Raw genomic sequence first — 20615 nt, 5'->3', positions numbered from 1 at the left:
GCCCACCACGGGCCCGACCACCCCGGCCGCCTCCCCCACGTCGCCGGCCGCCGGGGACGCCGACGGGGGCGGCCCCGACGACTAGGGCGCCCGGGGACCTCGTCGAGGCGGCGAACCGGCTCGACGGGCTGATCGGCGCCGGTCTCGACGACGGGGGCATCCGCCCCGACGTCGGCCAGGACTTCCGCAACGAGCTGCGCAACCTGACCGACGCGGCCCGCGCCGGGGCGGGCGACCTGAGCGAGCGGGTGGCCCGGCTCCGCGAGAAGGTCGCGATCCGGCGCGGCGAGGGTGCCATCACCGAGTCGTACGCCCGCCGCCTGGACAGCGCGATCACCGCGCTCGGCGCCGGGCAGACCTGACGGCGCGCGCCAACCGACGGTGCGGCCCGGCCCGGCGCAGGGACCGGGCCCGACCGCCCGCAGCCGGGCCCGGCGGGACACACCCCACCGTCCACGCGGCGCTGGCCGGGCGGAGCACCCCGCGTCAGCACGCCACCCGGGCCGCGCCGCACGGCCTGCGCGGGTCAGCGCGCCGCCGCCCGGACCGGCTCCCGGGCGGCGGCGCCCGGCAGGGCCGCGGCGGCGGTGAAGCGGCGGTACACCCGCTCGTAGCCGGCGGCGATCTGCTCCGTGGTGAAGTGCTGCGCCACGTGCGCCACGCAGGCCGCCGGATCGAGACCGGGCGCGGCGCGCAGCGCGCCGGGCAGGTCGTCCAGGCGCTCGCAGATCAGCCCCGTGACCCCGGGCCGGACGAGCTCCGGCACGGCCCCCCGGTTCAGCGCCACCACGGGCGTCCCGGTCGCCATGGCCTCCACCATCACCATGCCGAACGGCTCCTCCCACTGGATCGGCATGATCAGGCACCGGGCCTCGACCAGCAGCCGCAGCGCCTCGGCCCGGTCGGCGTCGAGCACCACCCGGACGTCCTCGCCGAGCAGGGGGCGGACCACGTGGTCGTAGTAGCGACGCTCCGCCGGCTCGTTGCACTTGCCGGCGAGCACGAGCGGCAGGCCGGCCGCCCGGCACGCCCGGATGGCGGCGTCGGGGCCCTTGTCGGGGCTGAACCGGGCCAGCCAGAGCACCGGCCCGTGGCTGGGCGCGTTCTTGTGCGGGATGCCCCGGATGTCCATCGCGTTGTGCACGGTGCCCACCCACGGCAGCCGCGGGTTGAGCCGGCGCTGGGCGTGGGAGATGGCGACCAGCCCCACGCCCCGGTCGGTGTCGCTGAGCACGTCGCCGTACTCGCCCACGGGGTTGCCGTGCACGGTCGCCACCGTGGGCACCGCCCGGCGGCCGGCGACCAGCGGACCGATCGTGGTGTGGTCGTGGATGACGTCGAAGTCCGCCGCGTCGACGAGATGGTTCACCCGGGCCAGGTGGGCCAGCTCGGGCAGCGCTTCGCCGAGCCGTTCGAACTGCAGCTCGGGCACGGTGGAGACGAAGGCGGCGGCGGTCCCGTGCTCCCGGCCCGCCCCGAACACGGTCACGGCGTGACCCCGGTCGACCAACGCGTCCACCAGGCCGGTCACCACCTGTTCCAGCCCGCCGTAGCCGGGCGGCGGCACCGACAGCCACGGCGGGACCACCATCGCGATCCGCAACGGCCGTTCCGCCGCGCGGCCGGCCGGCAGGTGGTTCACGCCCACGAGTCCTCCCCCGTCGGTCACTGGTGCGGTGGGCAGCCGGCGCCGGATGCGCCGCGACCGGTCACCGCTCTCGGCGGGACCGGCGACGGTTTCCCGGTGACGGCGTCGATACACCGGACGGACCGGTCGCTCAGCCGCCCACCAGGAGCCGGTCCCGCACCGCCCGCACACCCTCGGCGGACCAGGCCACGCGCTCCGCCTCGTCCCGTTCCCACCAGGACCGGACCACACCGCCGAGGATGACCGTGTCCCCGTCCATCTCGACGGTCACCCGTTCCGTGCCGATTCCCCGCAGCAGCGCCCGTTGCAGGTCGCGCCGGGTCCGCTCGGCGTCCGGCCGGGCGGTGGGCCGCACCTCGACCAGGTTCGTCACCCCGCGTACGTCGCGCAGCCGGCGCAGCTCCCGTTCGGCGGTACGCCGCTGCCAGCCGAACTCCACCTCGCCCCGCAGCATCACCCAGCCGTTGGCCACGGTGACGTCCAGCCGCTCGGCGGGGACGAAGCTGTCCCACTCCAGCGCCCGGCTCGCCGCGATCGCGATCTCGGCGTCCGTACGCCCCGCCTCACCGGGCAGGCGCACCTCGATGTCGTCGGCGACCGCCCGCACCCCGCGTACGCGCTGCGCGCAGCGTTGCGCCGCCCACTTGCGGGCGGAGCCGTCCACCCAGCCGGTCAGGGTGACCACGCCGTCGGCGACGCTCACTCCGATGTCGTTCGGCTGCACCTGGGCGTCCCAGGCCAACTCGTCGAGCACGTCCCGCTGGATCCGCTCGTCGGTCCGTACGGCCGCTGCCGTGGTCATCGCACCCCTCCGTACGCCTCGCCGGGTCTGCCACCGACCCTGCCGCCGCGACGGGTGACGGCGGTTCACCCGAACCGGGTGAACCGCCGTCGGAGAGGAAGCGGCGGGTGACGGAGCCAACCCCCTTGGCCCCGCCACCCGCCGCCGGAGGGAGGAGGAAAGTCTCGGATACGGGTTACGACGTCTCGGCGAGCGTCACGGTTGCCGTGGATTCGGCGCCGTTGCGCTTGTAGGTCACCTCGACCCGGTCGCCGACCTTGCCGGCCTGCACGGCGCCGACCAGGTCGTCCGAGTCGTTGACGACCTTGTCGCCGAACCGGGTGATCACGTCGCCGCGCTGGAGCCCGGCCTTCTCGGCGGCGCTGCCGGCGGTGACGGCGGCGACCAGCGCCCCGCCGCCCTCGGCGGCCGTCACGCTGACCCCGAGCGACGGGTGGCTGACCTTCTCGCCCCGCTGGAGCTTGCCGGCCACGTCCTTGGCCTTGTTGCTGGGGATCGCGAAGCCGACGCCGATGTTGCCGGTGTTGCCCTGCCCGGCGGTGGCGATCGCGGTGTTGATGCCGATCACCTCGCCCCGGGTGTTGACCAGCGCGCCGCCGGAGTTGCCCGGGTTGATCGGCGCGTCGGTCTGGAGCAGCCCGGCGATCGAGCTGGCGCCCTGTCCCGGCTGTTCCTGGCCGCTGCCGGCCTGGATGGTGCGGTCCCGGGCGCTGAGGATGCCGGCGGTGACCGAGCCCTGGAGGCCCAGCGGGCTGCCGAGGGCGAGCACCTGGTCGCCGACCTGCATCGCGTCGCTGTCGCCGAACGTGGCCGGCTTCAGGTCGCTGACGCCGGTGGCCTTCACCACCGCGAGGTCGGTCTTCGGGTCGGTGCCGATGATCCTCGCCTCGACGGTCTTGCCGTCGGCGAAGACCACCCGGACGCTGTCCCGGCCGGCGGAGGCGACCACGTGGTTGTTGGTGAGCACGTAGCCGTCGGCGGTGAGGATCACGCCGGAGCCCTCGCCGCTGTCGGTGGCGATGGAGACCACGCTGGGCTGCACGGCGGCGGCGATCCGGGGCAGGTCGGCGCTGTTGATCACCGGCGCCGCGGAGTAGGTGCGGGTGATCCCGGAGTCGCCGTCCACGGCCAGCGCGAGCGCCCCGCCGGCGACGCCCGAGCCGAGCATCAGGGCGAAGACCGCCACCCCGGCGCCGGCGAGCTTGGCGATCCGGCCCGGCCGGGGGCCGGCCGCCGGCGCGGGGGCCCAGGGCGGCACCGGCTGGCCCGGGTGGTGCGGGTGTTGGCCGTAGCCGGCGCCCACCGGTCCCGGCTGTCCCCCGCTCCAGCCGGACTGCTGGCCGTACCACGGCGCCGGGTAGGCCGGGGTGGCCGTCGCCGGCGGCGCGGTCGCGGCCGGGCCGGTCGGGGCGGACCCAGCAGTCGGGGTGGACCCGGCGGTCGGGGCGGACCCGGCGGTCGGGGCGCCGGGGCCGGCGGCCCGGGCGTCAGGGCCCGCCGCCGAGGCGTCAGGGCCGGCAGCCTGGGCGTCGGGGCCCGCGGCCGGGGCGGCGTCGGGCGCGCGGGTCGGCTCCGGGGCACGGAAGGCCGCGTCGGACGCGGCCGGCATCTCGGCGGTCGGGCCGGACTCGGCCGTACGGGGGGCCTCGGCGCGCGCCGCGGCGGCCTCGCCGGGAGCCGACGCGATGGTCTCCATGGCGACGGTGTCGGCGGCCGAAGGCGGGGAGTCGGACTGCGCGTGCTCGACGCGGGGCAGCTCGGCGGTGGGGTGCGACGGCTCGGCGTCGGTGGCGGCCGGCCGGCGCTGCGGGTCGGACTCGTACTCGGTCATGGCTCCACCTTCGCGCGCGGCACTGCGACCAGCCTGGAACCGGCCTGAATGTTGGCTGAAAGTCACTCGCCATCACCCTCGGTGTCCGGCACGAGCGGCAGCCGGACCCGGAAGGTCGAGCCCCCGCCCGGGGTGTCGGTCACCTCGACGGTGCCGTGGTGGGCGCGCACCAGGGCCGCGACGATCGCCAGGCCGAGCCCCGTGCCGGTGTTGCCGCCGGCCCGCCGGGTACGCGCCGCGTCGACCCGGTAGAAGCGCTCGAAGACCCGCTCCGCCTGGTCGGGGGTGAGCCCGGGGCCGGTGTCCGCCACCTCCACCACGGCGAGGTTCCCCGGCTCGGCCCGCAGCCGCAGGGTCACCGAGGCCTCCGGCGGGGTGTGCGTGAGGGCGTTGGTCATCAGGTTGCCGATCACCTGGCGGAGCCGGGCGTCGTCGCCGTAGACCACCAGCGGGCCGGAGCCGGGCTCGATCTCCAGCTCCACCCGGCGCTCCGGGGCCACCACCCGGGCGGCCTCGACCGCGTCGCTCGCCAGCACCGGCAGCTCCACCGGGGCGAGGGAGAGCGGTCGCTCCCGGTCCAGCCGGGCCAGCAGCAGCAGGTCCTCCACCAGCAGGCCCATCCGGGCCGCCTCCTGCTCGATCCGGCGCAGCAGGTCGGCGGTCTGCTCCGGCGCGCCCGCCGCGCCCTGCCGGTACAGCTCGGCGAAGCCCCGGATGGTGGTCAGCGGGGTCCGCAGCTCGTGCGAGGCGTCCGCGACGAACTGCCGCATCCGTTCCTCGGAGCGCCGGGCCCGCGCCTCGGACGCCCGCGCCGCGCCGGCCGCGTCCCGGGCGGCGGCCTCCGCCGAGCGGGCGGCGGTCTCCGAGGCGGCCCGCGCGGTGAAGGCCGCCTCGATCTGGGTGAGCATCGCGTTCAGCGCCCGCGAGAGCCGGCCCAGCTCCGAGGTGGGGCACTCCTTCCCCTCTTCGGGGTCGGGCACCCGCCGGGTGAGGTCGCCGCCGGCGATGGCGGCGGCCGTACGCTCGATCTCCACCAGCGGTTTCAGGCTGGTCCGGACGATCGCCGCGCCGACGGAGGCGAGCAGGATCAGCACCGCTCCGCCGACCAGGAGGTCGATCCAGACCAGCCGCTTGACGGCCAGGTCGACGTCGGTGAGGTGCTGCCCGACGACCAGGATCTCGCCGTCGCGCAGCGGGGTGTAGAGCATCCGCCAGCGGGACTTGCGGTCCTGGGCGTTGACCGTGAACGGCTCACCGGTCAGGGCGGCGAACCCCTCGATGGTGCCCGGGATCTGCGGTAGCTGTTCGGGCCGGAAGTTGCGGTTGTCGTACTCGGGTGACATCACTCCGCCCGGCTCGGCCAGGGCGACCATGAAGTCGCTGGGCAGCGTGGTGCCGCCCGCCCGGCCCTCCTTGTAGAGGTTCAGCACCCTGTCCACGGAGCTGGTGGTGCGGCGCAACTCCCCGTCCACCTGGTCGATGAGGTAGCCGTGCAGGAAGACGGTGGTCAGCGAGCTGATCACCAACAGCGCGGCGGCGACCAGGGCCAGCACCGAGGTGACCAGTTTGACCCGCAGCGGGATGCCGCGCAGCCACACCTTCGCCGGGTGGAGCGGGTTCACGCCGCCGGCTTGCGCAGCACGTAGCCCACGCCCCGCAGGGTGTGGATCAGCCGGGGCTCAGTGTTGTCCACCTTGCGGCGCAGGTAGGAGATGTAGGACTCGACGATGTTGTCGTCGCCCCGGAAGTCGTAGTTCCACACGTGGTCGAGGATCTGCGCCTTGGACAGCACGCGGTTGGCGTTCAGCATCAGGTAGCGCAGCAGCTTGAACTCGGTCGGCGACAGCTGCACCCGCTGGCCGGCCCGGTGCACCTCGTGGGTCTCCTCGTCCAACTCCAGGTCGGCGAAGGTCAGTCGGGAGGGCGCCTGCTCGCCGGTGCTGGTGCGCCGCAGCACCGCCCGGATCCGGGCGGTCAGCTCCTCCAGGCTGAACGGCTTGGTGACGTAGTCGTCGCCGCCCAGGGTCAGTCCGCGGATCTTGTCGTCGGTGGCGTCGCGCGCGGTGAGGAAGACCACCGGCGTCCGGGTGCCGCCCTCGCGCAGCATCCGGATGACCTCGAAGCCGTCCAGGTCGGGCAGCATCACGTCCAGCACCACGAGGTCGGGCCGGTGGTCCTTGGCGGCGTGCAGGGCCGCGCTGCCGCTCGTCGCGGTGGCCACGTCGAAGCCCGCGAAGCGCAGGCTCGCGGAGAGCAGTTCGAGGATGTTGGGATCGTCCTCGACGACGAGCAGTCGCGCCTCGGTCTGGGTAGCGGCCATGCCGCCCATCATCCGCGCTCTCGCTGCGTCCGTGCTGAGGGCTCCCTGGAAAAAGCCTGTGAGCGGCCGCGGGGTCAGCGCAGCAGCCGGCGCAGCCCGTCCAGCGCCCCGTCGAGCAGCCGGATCGCCGTACGCAGCTGCGAGTCGGTGAGCCGGCGGGCCCGCACCAGGGCGCCGACCTCGACGGTGAAGGCCGCCAGCCGCTGGTCGAACTCGGCGAGCGACGCCGCCCCCGGCGCGTGGGTCGGGGCGGGCGCGGGGGCCGGGCCGGGCGCCGGGGGCGTCCAGCGGGCCCGGCGGGTCTGCCGGGTGGCCTCGCGCAGTTCCCGCTTCAGGTCGCGGACGGAGCCGCGTACCTCGTCCCGGATCTCCCCGGCCAGGGCGGACAGGTCCTCCACCGAGGCCGCGATGTCCGACTCCAGGGCGGTCACCTCGCCGGCCCGCTGGCGCAGCTCGGCCCGGCCGGCCTCGGTGATCTCGTAGACCTTGCGGCCGCCGACGGCGGTGTGGGTGACGAGCCCGTCGCCCTCCAGCCGCTGCAGCCGGGGGTAGATGGTGCCGGCGCTGGGCGCGTAGAGGCCGAGGAAGCGCTCCTCCAGCAGGCGGATCAGCTCGTAGCCGTGCTTCGGGCCGCCGTCGAGGAGCTTGAGCAGGTAGAGCCGGAGCCGCCCGTGACTGAACACGGCGGTCACGGCAGCTCCCCTTCCTCGTCGCCCACCGGGCGGGCGAGCAGCGCGATGCTGCCGGAGGTGGCGGACGCCCAGAGCTTACCCTCGCCGGCGCCGAGCACCCCCTCGCTGTCGACGACGGCCCCGGGCACGGCGCTGCCCAGCACCTGGGCGAAGCCGCTGGTGATCCGGCCCGCGGTGGTGCGCAGGCGCACGGCCAGGTCGCTGTCCTCGCGGACGCGGACGGTGATGCTGCCGGAGGTCGTGCTGAGCCGGATGTCGCTGCCCCGGGGGTTGTCCAGGTCGCAGGTGATGGCGCCGGAGACGGTCCGGGCGCGCACCTGCCCGGCCGCGCTGTCGGCGAGGGTCACCTCGCCCGAGACCGTCTCCATGTGGAGGTCACCCGCCACGCCGAGCGCCTCGACCGGGCCCGACGTGGTCTTCGCCGAGGTCTGGCCGCGCAGCCCCATCAGCGTGATCCGGCCCGCCGTCACCTCGACCCGGGTCCGGCCGCGCAGACCCGACGCGACCACCGGCCCGTCGACCAGCTCCAGGTCGGCCAGCACGTCGGCGGGGACCGCGACGGAGACGTCGACCCGGGACAACCGGGACAGCGGCCCCGCCCACCGGACGGACTCCGGCCACCACCACCGCCGGCGCCGCTGCTGGCGTACGGAGAGCCGGCCGTCGTGGTGCTCGACCAGGACCGGCCGGCGGCCGACCCGGGTGACGTCGACCCGGACCGGGCCGTCGGTGGCCACCACGTTGAGGCTGCCGCTGAGCAGGTGGACGTCCAGCCGGGTGACCGGCCCGTCCGGGGTGAGCCGCTGCGGGGCAGCCACGGTCCAGCCGGTCATGCGTCCTCCTCCGTCGGGCGCCGGACGCGGCGCGTGGCGACGGAACGACGGTAACGCGATACATCGCGATACGACAAGTGTCGCCCGGGAGGTGCGGGACCGCGGGAGTCAGGCGGCCAGGTCGAGCCCTCGCGCGTGGTCGCGCCGAGGGAACGGTACGGGGTGCGAGCACTCCGCCGGCGGGGGCACGAGGTGCACCGCCGACTCGGCCACCCGGGCGAGCAGCCGCCGGTCGGCGTTCCGGGCGGGGTGCAGCGCGGCGGAGACGGTCACCCGGACCTCCAGTTCCCGGGCCGCCAGCACCCGGCCCAGCGAGCGGACCAGGTCGTCGTCGCCGACGAAGGCGGCGGCCGTGGTCGGCGCGTCCGTCGCCGCGCACCGGTACCCGATCCGCACCGGCACCACCGGCGCCCCGGCGTCGATCGCCGCCTGGAACAGGGCCGGGCGGAACCCCCGACCGGGCCGGCAGCCGACCGCGTCGGCGGTGCCGCACCAGGTCGTACCCTCCGGGAAGACCGCCACCGGGCGGCCGGCGCGCAGCGCGGCGGCGACGCGGGCCACCGTCGCCGGCAGGTCGCGCGGGCGGGCGCGGTCGACCAGGACGGTGCCGGCCGCCGTCGCGAGCAGCCCGACCAGCGGCCAGGACCGCACCTCGCGCTTGGCCACCATCCGGGCCGGCGCGACGGCCAGCAGGGCCAGCACGTCCAGCCAGGAGACGTGGTTGGCGACCAACAGCGCCGCCCGCCGCGGCGCCCGACCGCGCACCACCAGGCGTACGCCGAGCGCGCGCAGCGTCCCCCGGGCCCAGCCGCGCACGGCCGCCGCCCGCTCCCCCGCCGGCAGCACCGGCAGCAGCGCGGCGAGCACGGTGCCCGCCGACAGCATCCCCAACACGGCCAGCAGCCGGCCCACCCGCCGGGCCGCCGGCACGACCGGCACCTCGCCGGCGACCGGGAGGCAGGCCGGTCCGCACCCCGACGCGGGCAGCCACAGGGGCGCGGCGCTCACCGCTCGGCCCCGCCCAGGAAGTGCCGCAGGTAGCGCGGGTTCATCCGGTCCAGGGAGAAGAGCACGTAGAAGTCGGCCACCCCGAAGTCCGGGTCGTACGCGGGCTCGCCGCAGACCCAGGCCCCGAGGCGCAGGTAGCCACGCAGCAACGGCGGCAACACGGCCCGCCCGGCGGGGCGGCCGGCCGGCGCCGGAGCGGTGGCCGCGCCCGGCTCGGCGAGCCAGGGTCGGTGCGGGCGCACCCGCAGCGGCGGCGGGGCCAGGTGCCGGGCGAGGACCTCGTCCCACACCGCGGCGGCGGTCCCGCCCCCGTCGGCCACCGGCACCGACGCGCAGCCGCCGAGCCAGCGCGACCCGCGCAGGTGCAGGTAGCGGGTGATGCCGGCCCACATCAGGTTGATCACCGCGCCGGAGCGGTGGTCGGGGTGCACGCAGGACCGGCCGGCCTCGACCAGGTCGTCGCGGAGCGGGTCGAGCGGCGCCAGGTCGAACTCGGCCTCGGCGTACCGCCGGTCGGTGCGGCCCGGCGGGAGGAGCCGGTACGTGCCGACGACCTCGCCGGTGCTCTCCCGCCGGACGATCAGGTGGTCGCAGTGCGCGTCGAACTCGTCGACATCGAGCCCGGCGGCGCCGGGGCGGAGGGTGGCCCCGAGTTCGGTGCCGAACACCTCGTGACGCAGGCGTTGCGCCGCCGCGACCTCGCTCGGGTCGTCGGCGATCAGCAGGGTGTATCCGCTGGTCGTCAGGGGTGCGCCAGCGGCGTGCAGAACGGCCATGGCACCTGTGTAGGCGGCCCGGGTTGCCGGGCGACGGGGTGAGGAGTGTCGATGAGGTGAACGGCGGTCGGCGACCCGTGGCGGCGCCGGTCGGCCGGCGTGCGAGGCTGCCGGGGGCGTGCCGGCGACGGGGCCGGGCGCCGCGCCGCGGGAGGTGCCTGATGATCATCGAGTCGCGCTACAACGGGCCGCCCGGCTCGGGCAACGGCGGCTGGAGCGCCGGAGTCTTCGCCGCCGCGTCCGGCGCCCCGGGGCCGGTCGAGGTGACGCTGCGGCGCCCGCCCCCGCTGGAGATCCCGCTCACTCTCGTCGACGGGGAGGTCCGCGACCCGGAGGGCCTGGTCGTGGCCCAGGTCCGCCCTGCGGAGGACCCCCCAGCGGTCGTGCCGCCGGTGGACCTGCCGGCCGCGCGGGCCGCGTCGGCGGCGTACCCCGGTCTGGTGGACCACCCCTTCCCGGGCTGCTACGTCTGCGGCCCGGACCGACCCGACGGGCTGCGGATCTTCCCCGGCCGGCTGCCGGACGGCCGGACCGCCGCGCCGTTCCGGGTGCCCGGGTCGGTCACCGCCGCCACGGTCTGGGCCGCGCTGGACTGCCCCGGCGGCTGGGCGGTCATCGCCCCCGGCCGGCCGTACGTCCTCGGCCGGATCGCGGCCGTGGTCGCGGCGTTGCCCGAGCCGGGCGACGAGTGCGTGGTGACCGGAGCCATGGTCGGCGGCGAGGGCCGCAAGGCGCTCGTGCACACCAGCCTGTACGCCCCCGACGGCACCCTCCTGGCCCGGGCCCGCGCGACCTGGATCGCCGTGGCGGCGCACGCCGGGTGATCCCCCCTGGGGATGAGGCCCTCCTGCCTGAGGCGGAGGTGGATCTACGGAGCGCGCCTGATTGACCTCGCTGCGCCCGCCCGCCACGCTGTGTCACGGCGTACCCCGACGCCCCCGCACGAAGGAGAGCAATGACTGACGGGCAGCGAAGCCCCACCGGTGACGGTCAGATCGTGGTGTCCGGCCTGACGAAGCAGTACAAGAACGTCCGGGCCGTGAACAACCTGTCCTTCACCGTCGAACCGGGGCGGGTGACCGGGTTCCTCGGCCCGAACGGCGCCGGCAAGACCACCACCCTGCGCATGCTGCTGAACCTGGTCACCCCCACCAGCGGGGCGGCGACCATCAGCGGCCGCCGGTACGCGGACCTGACCGACCCACTGCGGCACGTCGGCGCGGTGCTGGAGGCGTCCAGCGCGCACAAGGGCCGCACCGGGATCAACCACCTGCGGGTGATCTGCGCGGCGGCGGGGCTGCCCAAACAGCGCGCCGACGAGGCGCTGGCGCTGGTGGGGCTCACGCCGGCGGCCAAGCGCAAGTTCAAGGGCTACTCGCTGGGCATGAAGCAGCGGCTCGGCATCGCCGCCGCGATGCTCGGCGACCCCCGGGTGCTGATCCTCGACGAGCCGGCCAACGGGCTGGACCCGGAGGGCATCCGGTGGATGCGCGGGTTCCTCAAGAACCTCGCCCACGAGGGCCGCACCGTGCTGGTCTCCAGCCACCTGCTGTCGGAGATGCAGCTGCTCGCCGACGACGTGGTGATCATCGCCGCCGGCCAGCTCGTCCGGCAGGGCACGGTCGAGCACGTCATCGGGTCGATGGCGCAGGGCGTCCGGGTCCGCGTGCGCACCCCGCAGGCCGACGCGCTGACCGCCGCGCTCAAGGACGGGCCGGCCACCGTCGACGTCGACGAACACGGCGTCCTGCTGGTGGGCGGCGTGGACGCCCCGACCGTGGGCCGGGCCGCCCTGGCCGCCGGCGTCGAACTGCACGAACTGACCACGGAACGACCCGACCTGGAACGGGTCTTCCTGGAGCTGACGGCCGGAAAGGCGGGCATCCGATGAACCTCGTCCGATCCGAGCTGCTCAAGATCCGCACCACCAGCACGTGGTGGTGGCTGGCCATCGGCGCGCTCCTGTCGATCGCGATGGCCTTCGCCTTCAACGCCTGGGTCGCCGACGAGACGTTGAGCGGCAACGGCGAGAACCTGGGCATGACCGGCGACCAGGCGACCGCGCCGGCGCAGGCCGCGAACCTCTACACCTCCGGGCAGTACCTGGGCCTGATGTTCGTGATGCTGATCGGCATCCTGATGGTCACCAACGAGTTCTTCCACCAGACGGCGACCACGACGTTCCTCTCCACGCCGCGGCGCACGTCGGTGATCCTCAGCAAGCTCGTCGCGGCCAGCGTGCTGGGCTTCGGGTTCTGGCTGGCGACCACGGTGATCGACCTGATCGCCGGGGCCACGTTCCTGTCCCTCAACGACCACGGCACCCTGCTCGACGAGTGGGCCGTGCAGCGCGCGCTGCTGTTGAACCTGCTGGCGTACGCGATCTGGACCGTCCTCGGCGTGGGCATCGGCACGCTGATCACCAACCAGCTCGGCGCGGTGATCACCTCCGCGGTGCTCTACCTGGTCGGCACGCAGGTGGTGGGGCTGCTGTTCATGCTGCTGGCGAACGTGCTGGACAACGAGGCCGTGGTCAAGTGGCAGGTCATCTGGCCGGCCGTCGCCTCGACGGTGATGGTGAGCGAGGGCCAGACGGACTTCACCCCCGAGTGGTGGGTCGGCGCGCTCGTGCTGATCGGCTACGCGGTGGTCAGCGGGGTCGTCGGCATCCTGATCACCCGCCGCCGCGACGTGTCCTGACGCGTCGGGGCGACGGGGGCCGGCGACACACCGGGCCTTACCAGCAGTCGACGGAACACGCAGCGTTTGACGAACTTCTGGCATCTTCTGTGAAACGGACCACGCAGCGGAGGCGGAAATGCCTGCGGCATCCGCACGGCGTAGCCTGGGAGCCGTCTCGTGCGCGCTCGCAGGCAGGGCGTGATCGGACACCGCGTGACACACAAACCCGCGTGAAAGAGGCGATTACCGGCCGTGTCGACCCAGCAGACTTCGCAGGAGAACCCACTGGCGGGTTTCGGCCCGAACGAGTGGATCGTCGAGGAGATGTACCAGCGCTACCTCGCCGACCCCACCAGCGTCGATTCGGCCTGGCACGACTTCTTCGCGGACTACCGTCCGGCGCCCGGCGCCGGCGCGCCCCGCGCTGAGCAGCAGGCCCCGAAGCCGGCCGCCAAGCCGGAGCCCGCCGGGCAGCAGGAGGCGACCGCCACGGTCGCGCAGCCGGCGGAGAAGAAGCCGGCGGAGAAGAAGCCGGAGCCCAAGCCGGAGAAGCCCGCCGCCAAGGCCGCCCCGGCCAAGCCGGCGCCCGCGAAGGCGGCCGCCGCCAAGTCCGCGCCGGCCAGGCCGACCGCCACCGGCCCGCAGACCACCCCGCTGCGCGGCGTGGCGGCGAAGATCGTCCAGAACATGGACGCCTCGCTGGCCGTGCCGACCGCCACCAGCGTGCGCGCCGTCCCGGCCAAGCTGCTGGTCGACAACCGCATCGTGATCAACAACCACCTCACCCGGGGGCGCGGTGGCAAGGTCAGCTTCACCCACCTCATCGGTTACGCGCTGGTCCGGGCGCTGGTCGCGCACCCGGAGATGAACAACTCCTTCGCCGAGGTCGACGGCAAGCCGGCCATGGTCCGGCCCGAGCACGTCAACCTGGGCATCGCGATCGACCTGGTCAAGCCGGACGGCAGCCGCAACCTGGTCGTCCCGTCCATCAAGGCCTGCGAGCAGATGGACTTCCGGCAGTTCTGGCAGGCGTACGAGGACGTGGTCCGGCGCGCCCGCCGCAACGAGCTGACCATGGAGGACTACTCCGGCACCACGATCTCGCTGACCAACCCGGGCGGCATCGGCACCGTGCACTCGATGCCGCGGCTCATGCAGGGGCAGAGCGCGATCATCGGCGTCGGCGCGATGGAGTACCCGGCCCCCTACCAGGGCATGTCCGAGGCCACCCTGGCCGAGCTCGCGGTCAGCAAGGTCATCACCCTGACCAGCACGTACGACCACCGGATCATCCAGGGCGCGCAGTCCGGCGAGTTCCTCAAGGTCATGCACGAGCTGCTGCTGGGCGAGCACGGCTTCTACGACCAGATCTTCACCTCGCTGCGCATCCCGTACGAGCCGGTGCGCTGGATGCGCGACGTCGCGGTCAACAACGAGGGCCAGATCAACAAGACCGCCCGGGTGCACGAGCTGATCCACGCGTACCGGGTGCGCGGGCACCTGATGGCCGACACCGACCCGCTCGAGTTCAAGATCCGCAAGCACCCGGACCTGGACGTGCTCCAGCACGGGCTGACCCTGTGGGACCTCGACCGCGAGTTCCCGGTCAACGGCTTCGCCGGCAAGCAGCGGATGAAGCTGCGCGACATTCTCGGCGTGCTGCGCGACTCGTACTGCCGCCGGGTCGGCATCGAGTACATGCACATCCAGGACCCGGAGGAGCGGCGCTGGATCCAGGAACGGATCGAGCGCAAGTACGAGAAGCCCTCCCCGGACGAGCAGAAGCACGTGCTCAACCGGCTCAACGCCGCCGAGGCGTTCGAGACCTTCCTGCAGACCAAGTACGTCGGCCAGAAGCGCTTCTCGCTGGAGGGCGGCGAGTCGCTGATCCCGCTGCTCGGTGAGGTGCTGGAGGCCTCCGCCGAGGGCGGGCTGGACGAGGTCGTCATCGGCATGGCCCACCGGGGCCGGCTCAACGTGCTCGCCAACATCGTCGGCAAGCCGTACGAGAAGATCTTCTCGGAGTTCGAGGGGCACCTGGACCCGCGCTCCACGCAGGGCTCCGGCGACGTGAAGTACCACCTGGGCCAGAACGGCAAGTTCACCACGCCGGACGGCGACCACTCGGTCAAGGTCTCGGTCGTGGCGAACCCGTCGCACCTGGAGGCCGTGGACCCGGTGCTGGAGGGCATCGTCCGGGCCAAGCAGGACCGGATAGACCTCAAGCTGGAGGGCTACACGGTGCTGCCGCTCGCGGTGCACGGTGACGCGGCCTTCGCCGGTCAGGGCGTGGTGGCCGAGACGCTCAACCTCTCCCAGCTGCGCGGCTACCGCACCGGCGGCACCGTGCACGTGGTGGTCAACAACCAGGTCGGCTTCACCACCGCGCCGGAGTACAGCCGCTCCAGCCTCTACAGCACCGACGTCGCCCGGATGATCCAGGCACCGATCTTCCACGTCAACGGCGACGACCCCGAGGCCGTGGTCCGGGTCGCCCGGCTGGCCTTCGAGTACCGGCAGGCGTTCAACAAGGACGTCGTGATCGACATGGTCTGCTACCGCCGGCGCGGGCACAACGAGGGCGACGACCCGTCGATGTCCAACCCGCAGATGTACAAGATCATCGACTCGAAGCGGTCCGTCCGGAAGCTCTACACCGAGGAGCTGATCGGCCGGGGCGACATCACCGTCGAGGACGCGGAGGAGCTGCTGCGCGACTACCAGTCGCAGCTGGAGCGGGTTTTCAAGGCCACCCGCGACGCGGCCACCACGCCGCGTCAGCTCAGCCGCCCGAAGCGGGAGGACGAGCCGGAGCCGCAGGTGGAGACCGCCACCGACGCCGCCGTCGTCAAGGCCGTCGGCGAGGCGCACATCAACCTGCCGGAGGGCTTCACCCCGCACAAGCGGATCCAGCAGCTGCTGGACCGACGGGCCAGGATGTCCGTCGAGGGCAACATCGACTGGGGCTTCGGCGAGATCATCGCGTTCGGCTCGCTGCTGCACGACGGGGTCACCGTCCGGCTGGCCGGCCAGGACTCCCGCCGGGGCACCTTCGTGCAGCGGCACGCCTCCGTGGTCGACGCCGAGACCGGCGAGGACTACCTGCCGTTGCAGTCGCTGACCGGCGACGGCGAGCGGTCCCGCTTCTTCGTGCACGACTCGCTGCTCAGCGAGTACGCGGCGATGGGCTTCGAGTACGGCTACTCGGTGGAGAACGTCAACGCGCTGGTCTGCTGGGAGGCGCAGTTCGGCGACTTCGTCAACGGCGCCCAGTCGGTGATCGACGAGTTCATCTCCTCGGGCGAGGTGAAGTGGGGCCAGCGCTCCGCGGTCACCCTGCTGCTGCCGCACGGCCACGAGGGCCAGGGCCCGGACCACACCTCCGGCCGGCCGGAGCGGTTCCTGCAGATGTGCGCCGAGGACAACATGCGGGTGGCCATCCCGACCACGCCGGCGAACTACTTCCACCTGCTGCGCCGGCAGGCGCTCTCGCCGAAGCGCAAGCCGCTGGTGGTGTTCACGCCGAAGTCGCTGCTGCGGCACAAGCTCTGCGTCTCCTCGGTCGAGGACTTCACCACCGGCACCTTCCAGCCGGTGCTGCGCGACTCCGGCGCCCCGGCGCCCGAGTCGGTGAAGCGGGTGCTGCTCTGCTCGGGCAAGGTCTACTACGACCTGTTCCAGGCCCGGCAGGAGCGGGGCATCACCGACACCGCGATCATCCGGCTGGAGCAGCTCTACCCGCTCCCGGTGGAGGAGATCCGGGCCGCGCTGGCGGCGTACCCGAACGCCGAGGACTACGCCTGGGTGCAGGAGGAGCCGGCCAACCAGGGCGCCTGGTCGTTCGTCGCGCTCAACCTGCTGGAGCACCTGGCGGACGTCCGGCTGCGCCGCATCTCCCGCCCGGCCGCGGCCGCCCCGGCCGTCGGCTCGGCCAAGATGCACGAGGTGGAGCAGACCGCGCTGATCGAGGCGGCCCTGCCCCGCCCGTGACCTGAGCACCGCACCGACAACCGGGGCAGAGCCCGTCGCGACGACGGCTCTGCCCCGTCGGCGTCCGGGCCGCCCCCGCCTGGGATCGATCGCTGCCGGCGTCGATCCCGGGCGGGGGCCCGCCGCCCGACACCGCACACCGACGAGCGAGGAACGGACAGCATGTACTTCACGGACCGTGGGATCGAGGAGCTGGTGCAGCGGCGGGGCGAGGAGTCCGTCAGCGTGGAGTGGCTCAGCGAGCGGCTGCGCGACTTCGTCGACCTCAACCCGGAGTTCGAGACCCCCATCGAGCGCTTCGCCACCTGGCTCGCCCGCCTCGACGACCCCGACGACGAGTAGGTCCGCCGGGACACGGCCATACTTCCGTGATCAAGGGGTACTAGGACCCGGGCCGGGGGACCGACGATCTTCTAGGGTGGGTGCGTGGCCCGGAGTGTGTACCTGACCAGCGTGGGATCCGGCGGTGGCAAGTCGACCGTCGCACTCGGGCTGGCGGAGCTGTTGTCCCGACAGGTCGAGCGGATCGGCGCGTTCCGGCCGCTGGTCGGCGGGCACGGCCCCGACCCGATCCTCGCCCTGCTCAGCGACCGGTACCGGATCGGGCTGCCACTGGCCGACCTGAGCGGCACCAGCTACGCCGAGGCCACCGCGCTGGTCGCCGACGGGCGGCGCGAGGAGCTGATCGCCGGGATCGTCGAGCGCTACCGGGAGGTCGAGCGGCGCTGCCCGGCGGTGGTCGTGGTGGGCAGCGACTTCGCCGACGGCGGCGACGGCGCCGGCCCCCGCGAGCTGGCCTTCAACGCCCGGCTGGCCACCGAGTTCGGCAGCGTCGTGGTGCCCGTGGTCGACGGCTTCGGGCAGGAGCCGGCGGCCATCGCGGCCGCGGCGCGCGGGGCGTACCACGATCTGGAGGACCTCGGGGCGACGGTGCTGGCGGTGATCGCCAACCGGGTGCCCGGCCCGATGGCCCTGCCGGAGCTGCCCGTCCCCGCGTACGCCATCCCGGAGGTGCCGACCGTGTCGGCGCCGACGGTGGCCGAGGTGGCGGCGGCGCTCGGGGCCACCCTGCTGGCCGGCGACGACGACGCGCTCGGCCGCGACGTGCTCGACTACGTGGTCGGCGCGGCGCACGTGCCGACGCTGCTGGACCACCTGACCGAGGGCGCCCTGGTGATCACCCCGGGCGATCGGGCCGACCTGCTGGTGGCGGCGAGCGCGGCGCACGTGGCCGGGCAGGTCTCGGTCGCCGGGCTGGTGCTCACCCTCGGCGAGCAGCCGGACCCCCGGGCGATGCGGCTGGTCGAAGGGCTGAACACCGGGCTCGCGGTGCTCTCCGTGCCCAGCGACAGCTACGACACGGTCGCCGCGTCCAGCCGGATCGAGGGCCGGCCCAGCGCGGGCAACCCGCGCAAGGTGGAGGCCGCGCTCGGCGCGTTCGAACGCTGCGTGGACACCGACGACCTGGCCCGCCGGCTGCGGGTCAGCCGCTCCGAGCGGGTCACCCCGCTGATGTTCGAGTACGACCTGATCGACCGGGCCCGGGCGCGGCGCCGGCACCTCGTGCTGCCCGAGGGGGCGGAGGAGCGGATCCTGCGCGCGACGGAGATCCTGCTGCGCCGGGGCGTCGCCGACATCACCCTGCTCGGACGCCCCGACGACGTCGCGCGGCGGACCCGCGAGCTGGGCATCGACATCACCGGCGCGCGGGTCGTCGACCCCGTCACGAGCGAGTGGCGCGACGAGTTCGCCGCCGAGTACGCGAAGCTGCGCGCCCACCGGGGGGTCACCGCGGAGCTGGCGCACGACATCGTCGCCCAGCCGAACTACTTCGGCACGCTGATGGTGCAGACGGGGCACGCCGACGGGATGGTCTCCGGTGCCACCCACACCACCGCCGCCACGATCCGCCCGGCCTTCGAGATCATCCGCACGGTGCCGGGCGTCTCGGTCGCCTCCAGCGTGTTCTTCATGCTGCTCGCCGACCGGGTGCTCGTATACGGCGACTGTGCGGTCAACCCCGACCCGGACGCCGCCCAGCTCGCCGACATCGCCATCTCCTCGGCCGACACCGCCGCCCGGTTCGGCATCGAGCCGCGCGTCGCCATGCTCTCCTACTCCACCGGCAGCTCCGGGGCGGGCGCCGACGTGGAGAAGGTCGCGGCGGCCACCAAGCTGGTCCGGGAGCGCCGCCCCGACCTGCTGGTCGAGGGGCCGATCCAGTACGACGCGGCGATCGACCCGGCGGTGGCGGCGACGAAGCTACCCGGCAGCGAGGTCGCCGGCCGGGCCACGGTCTTCATCTTCCCCGACCTCAACACGGGCAACAACACGTACAAGGCGGTGCAGCGCTCCGCCGGGGCGGTGGCCGTCGGCCCGGTGATGCAGGGCCTGCGGCGGCCGGTGAACGACCTGTCCCGGGGTGCCACCGTGCCGGACATCGTGAACACCGTGGCGATCACCGCCATCCAGGCCGCGGCCGAGGAGCCGTCATGAGCGAGCGAAGCGCGCGAATCAGCAGGCTCGGCGCGACGGTGCCTCATGATGGCACGCAGCGAAGCGCCGTCATGAGCGCCCGGGTCCGCCCGGCCGCCGCCGGAAGGAGTCGCCCGTGAGCCGGGTGCTCGTGCTCAACTGCGGGTCGTCGTCGGTGAAGTACCGGCTCTTCGACGGCGACCGGGTGCTCGACAAGGGCACCGTGGAGCGGGTCGGCGAGCCGGGCGGCGGCCCGGCCGACCACGAGACCGCCGTCCGGCAGATCCTCGCCAAGCTCGACCCGGCCGGCCTCACCGCCGTCGGGCACCGGGTGGTGCACGGCGGGAAGCGGTTCGGCGAGCCCGTCCGGATCGACGACGCGGTGCTCGCCGCGATCCGTGACCTGGTCCCGCTCGCGCCGCTGCACAACCCCGCCAACCTGACGGGCATCGAGGTCGCCCTGGCCGCGCTGCCGGACGTGCCGCAGGTCGCCGTCTTCGACACCGCGTTCCACACCACGCTGCCCGAGGCCGCGGCGACCTACGCGGTCGAGCGGGACACCGCCGAGCGGTACGGCATCCGGCGGTACGGGTTCCACGGCACCTCGCACGCGTACGTGTCGCGGCGCACGGCCGAACTGCTCGGCCGCCCGTACGCGGGAATCAACACGATCACGCTGCACCTGGGCAACGGGGCCAGCGCCTGCGCGGTGGCCGGCGGCCGGAGCGTGGCCACGTCGATGGGCATGTCCCCGCTGGAGGGCCTGGTGATGGGGACCCGCAGCGGCGACCTCGACCCGACCGTCATCTTCCACCTGCGCCGGGAGGGCGGGCTCTCCGTCGACGAGATCGACGACCTGCTCAACCACCGCAGCGGCCTGCTGGGGCTGGCCGGCGCCAACGACATGCGCGAGGTGCTCGCCCGCCGGGCGGACGGCGATCCGGCGGCGACACTCGCCTTCGACGTCTACTGCCGGCGGATCACCGGCTACGTCGGGGCGTACTACGCGCTGCTCGGCCGGGTGGACGCGATCACCTTCACGGCGGGCGTCGGCGAGCACGCGGCGCCGGTCCGCGCCGCCGCCCTGACGGGCCTGGAGCGACTCGGCATCGCGGTGGACCCGGAGCGCAACGCCGGCAGCGGCGACCGGGTCATCTCGCCGGAGGGCGCCGAGGTGACGGTCTGCGTCGTCGGCACGGACGAGGAACGCGAGATCGCCCAGCAGACGCGGGCCGTGGTCCGGGCCGCCGACTGATCCGGGGCCGGCCGTCAGCTCAGGACGAGCCAGGCGAGCAGTGCCACCAGCACCACCGCGACGACCGCCGCGCCGACGAGCATCGGCGTGCGCGACGCGCCGGCCGGCGCCTCGGGCTCGGCGGTGTTGGCGAAGGCGCGGAACGCCGCGGTGTTGCCGCTCGGGTCGGTCTGGTTCTCAGGCATGCCGGTGACCCTAGCCAAACCGGTCCCGCGTCGCCGTCCCCCACGGGGCAGGCAGCGGCAGGTCCGGCCGGCCGGTCGACACGATCCGGCCGGGTGGCGGGGCTGTCCGGACCGGACG

Annotated in this window: 17 protein-coding genes and 1 pseudogene; 8 read left to right on the top strand and 10 right to left on the bottom strand. The window is 74.1% G+C overall.

What is annotated here, in order from left to right; translation table 11 throughout:
- Positions 1 to 362, top strand: a pseudogene (locus ACSNOB_RS19045) (serine/threonine-protein kinase); the annotation flags it as partial.
- Between the two features lie 164 nt (positions 363 to 526).
- Here ACSNOB_RS19045 and ACSNOB_RS19040 read toward each other — a convergent pair.
- The 9 genes from ACSNOB_RS19040 to ACSNOB_RS19000 all read right to left on the bottom strand — a co-directional run bounded on the left by ACSNOB_RS19040 (position 527) and on the right by ACSNOB_RS19000 (position 9910).
- The gene (locus ACSNOB_RS19040) at positions 527 to 1591 is read right to left on the bottom strand and encodes a glycosyltransferase family 4 protein (protein WP_436687872.1); all 1065 of its coding nucleotides are present in this window, start codon (positions 1589 to 1591) and stop codon (positions 527 to 529) included.
- 187 nt (positions 1592 to 1778) lie between these two features.
- On the bottom strand, positions 1779 to 2450 hold the full coding sequence (locus ACSNOB_RS19035) for a BON domain-containing protein (protein WP_436687869.1): 672 nt from the start codon (positions 2448 to 2450) through the stop codon (positions 1779 to 1781).
- A gap of 175 nt (positions 2451 to 2625) precedes the next feature.
- The gene (locus tag ACSNOB_RS19030) at positions 2626 to 4281 is read right to left on the bottom strand and encodes a S1C family serine protease (RefSeq protein WP_436687868.1); all 1656 of its coding nucleotides are present in this window, start codon (positions 4279 to 4281) and stop codon (positions 2626 to 2628) included.
- A 62-nt stretch (positions 4282 to 4343) separates the two neighbouring features.
- The gene (locus ACSNOB_RS19025) at positions 4344 to 5903 is read right to left on the bottom strand and encodes a HAMP domain-containing sensor histidine kinase (protein WP_436687867.1); all 1560 of its coding nucleotides are present in this window, start codon (positions 5901 to 5903) and stop codon (positions 4344 to 4346) included.
- A complete protein-coding gene (locus tag ACSNOB_RS19020) occupies positions 5900 to 6601 on the bottom strand; it encodes a response regulator transcription factor (RefSeq protein WP_436687866.1) in 702 nt (233 codons plus the stop codon). The genes ACSNOB_RS19025 and ACSNOB_RS19020 overlap by 4 nt, the downstream gene beginning before the upstream one ends.
- A gap of 74 nt (positions 6602 to 6675) precedes the next feature.
- The gene (locus tag ACSNOB_RS19015; protein ID WP_436687865.1) at positions 6676 to 7293 is read right to left on the bottom strand and encodes a PadR family transcriptional regulator; all 618 of its coding nucleotides are present in this window, start codon (positions 7291 to 7293) and stop codon (positions 6676 to 6678) included.
- A complete protein-coding gene (locus ACSNOB_RS19010; RefSeq protein ID WP_436687864.1) occupies positions 7290 to 8126 on the bottom strand; it encodes a DUF4097 family beta strand repeat-containing protein in 837 nt (278 codons plus the stop codon). The genes ACSNOB_RS19015 and ACSNOB_RS19010 overlap by 4 nt, the downstream gene beginning before the upstream one ends.
- 108 nt (positions 8127 to 8234) lie before the next feature.
- The gene (locus ACSNOB_RS19005; protein WP_436687863.1) at positions 8235 to 9134 is read right to left on the bottom strand and encodes a lysophospholipid acyltransferase family protein; all 900 of its coding nucleotides are present in this window, start codon (positions 9132 to 9134) and stop codon (positions 8235 to 8237) included.
- Positions 9131 to 9910: a GNAT family N-acetyltransferase gene (locus tag ACSNOB_RS19000; protein WP_393109422.1), complete on the bottom strand. Its 780-nt coding sequence runs from the start codon at positions 9908 to 9910 to the stop codon at positions 9131 to 9133. The genes ACSNOB_RS19005 and ACSNOB_RS19000 overlap by 4 nt, the downstream gene beginning before the upstream one ends.
- 161 nt (positions 9911 to 10071) lie before the next feature.
- Between ACSNOB_RS19000 and ACSNOB_RS18995 the strand changes: the two genes are divergently transcribed.
- The 7 genes from ACSNOB_RS18995 (at position 10072) to ACSNOB_RS18965 (ending at position 20312) form a co-directional block, all read left to right on the top strand.
- Positions 10072 to 10734, top strand: coding sequence for a hypothetical protein (locus ACSNOB_RS18995; protein ID WP_436687862.1), 663 nt, complete (start codon positions 10072 to 10074; stop codon positions 10732 to 10734).
- 131 nt (positions 10735 to 10865) lie between these two features.
- On the top strand, positions 10866 to 11801 hold the full coding sequence (locus ACSNOB_RS18990; protein WP_436687861.1) for an ABC transporter ATP-binding protein: 936 nt from the start codon (positions 10866 to 10868) through the stop codon (positions 11799 to 11801).
- Positions 11798 to 12610: an ABC transporter permease gene (locus ACSNOB_RS18985; protein WP_436687860.1), complete on the top strand. Its 813-nt coding sequence runs from the start codon at positions 11798 to 11800 to the stop codon at positions 12608 to 12610. Before ACSNOB_RS18990 ends, ACSNOB_RS18985 begins: the two co-directional genes overlap by 4 nt.
- A 234-nt stretch (positions 12611 to 12844) precedes the next feature.
- On the top strand, positions 12845 to 16582 hold the full coding sequence (locus ACSNOB_RS18980; protein WP_436687859.1) for a multifunctional oxoglutarate decarboxylase/oxoglutarate dehydrogenase thiamine pyrophosphate-binding subunit/dihydrolipoyllysine-residue succinyltransferase subunit: 3738 nt from the start codon (positions 12845 to 12847) through the stop codon (positions 16580 to 16582).
- Between the two features lie 162 nt (positions 16583 to 16744).
- A complete protein-coding gene (locus ACSNOB_RS18975; RefSeq protein WP_436687858.1) occupies positions 16745 to 16924 on the top strand; it encodes a DUF6104 family protein in 180 nt (59 codons plus the stop codon).
- 84 nt (positions 16925 to 17008) lie between these two features.
- On the top strand, positions 17009 to 19078 hold the full coding sequence (pta, locus tag ACSNOB_RS18970) for a phosphate acetyltransferase (RefSeq protein WP_436687857.1): 2070 nt from the start codon (positions 17009 to 17011) through the stop codon (positions 19076 to 19078).
- 115 nt (positions 19079 to 19193) lie between these two features.
- On the top strand, positions 19194 to 20312 hold the full coding sequence (locus ACSNOB_RS18965; RefSeq protein ID WP_436687856.1) for an acetate/propionate family kinase: 1119 nt from the start codon (positions 19194 to 19196) through the stop codon (positions 20310 to 20312).
- Positions 20313 to 20326: 14 nt separating this feature from the next.
- Here ACSNOB_RS18965 and ACSNOB_RS18960 read toward each other — a convergent pair whose 3' ends face one another.
- Positions 20327 to 20497, bottom strand: coding sequence for a hypothetical protein (locus ACSNOB_RS18960; RefSeq protein ID WP_436687855.1), 171 nt, complete (start codon positions 20495 to 20497; stop codon positions 20327 to 20329).
- Positions 20498 to 20615 lie beyond the last annotated feature (118 nt).

It is taken from the genome of Micromonospora sp. URMC 106, from assembly GCF_051386395.1.
Lineage (GTDB): Bacteria > Actinomycetota > Actinomycetes > Mycobacteriales > Micromonosporaceae > Micromonospora.
Note: the sequence above shows the minus strand (reverse complement) of the source record. Positions and strands in the feature narration are given on the sequence as shown.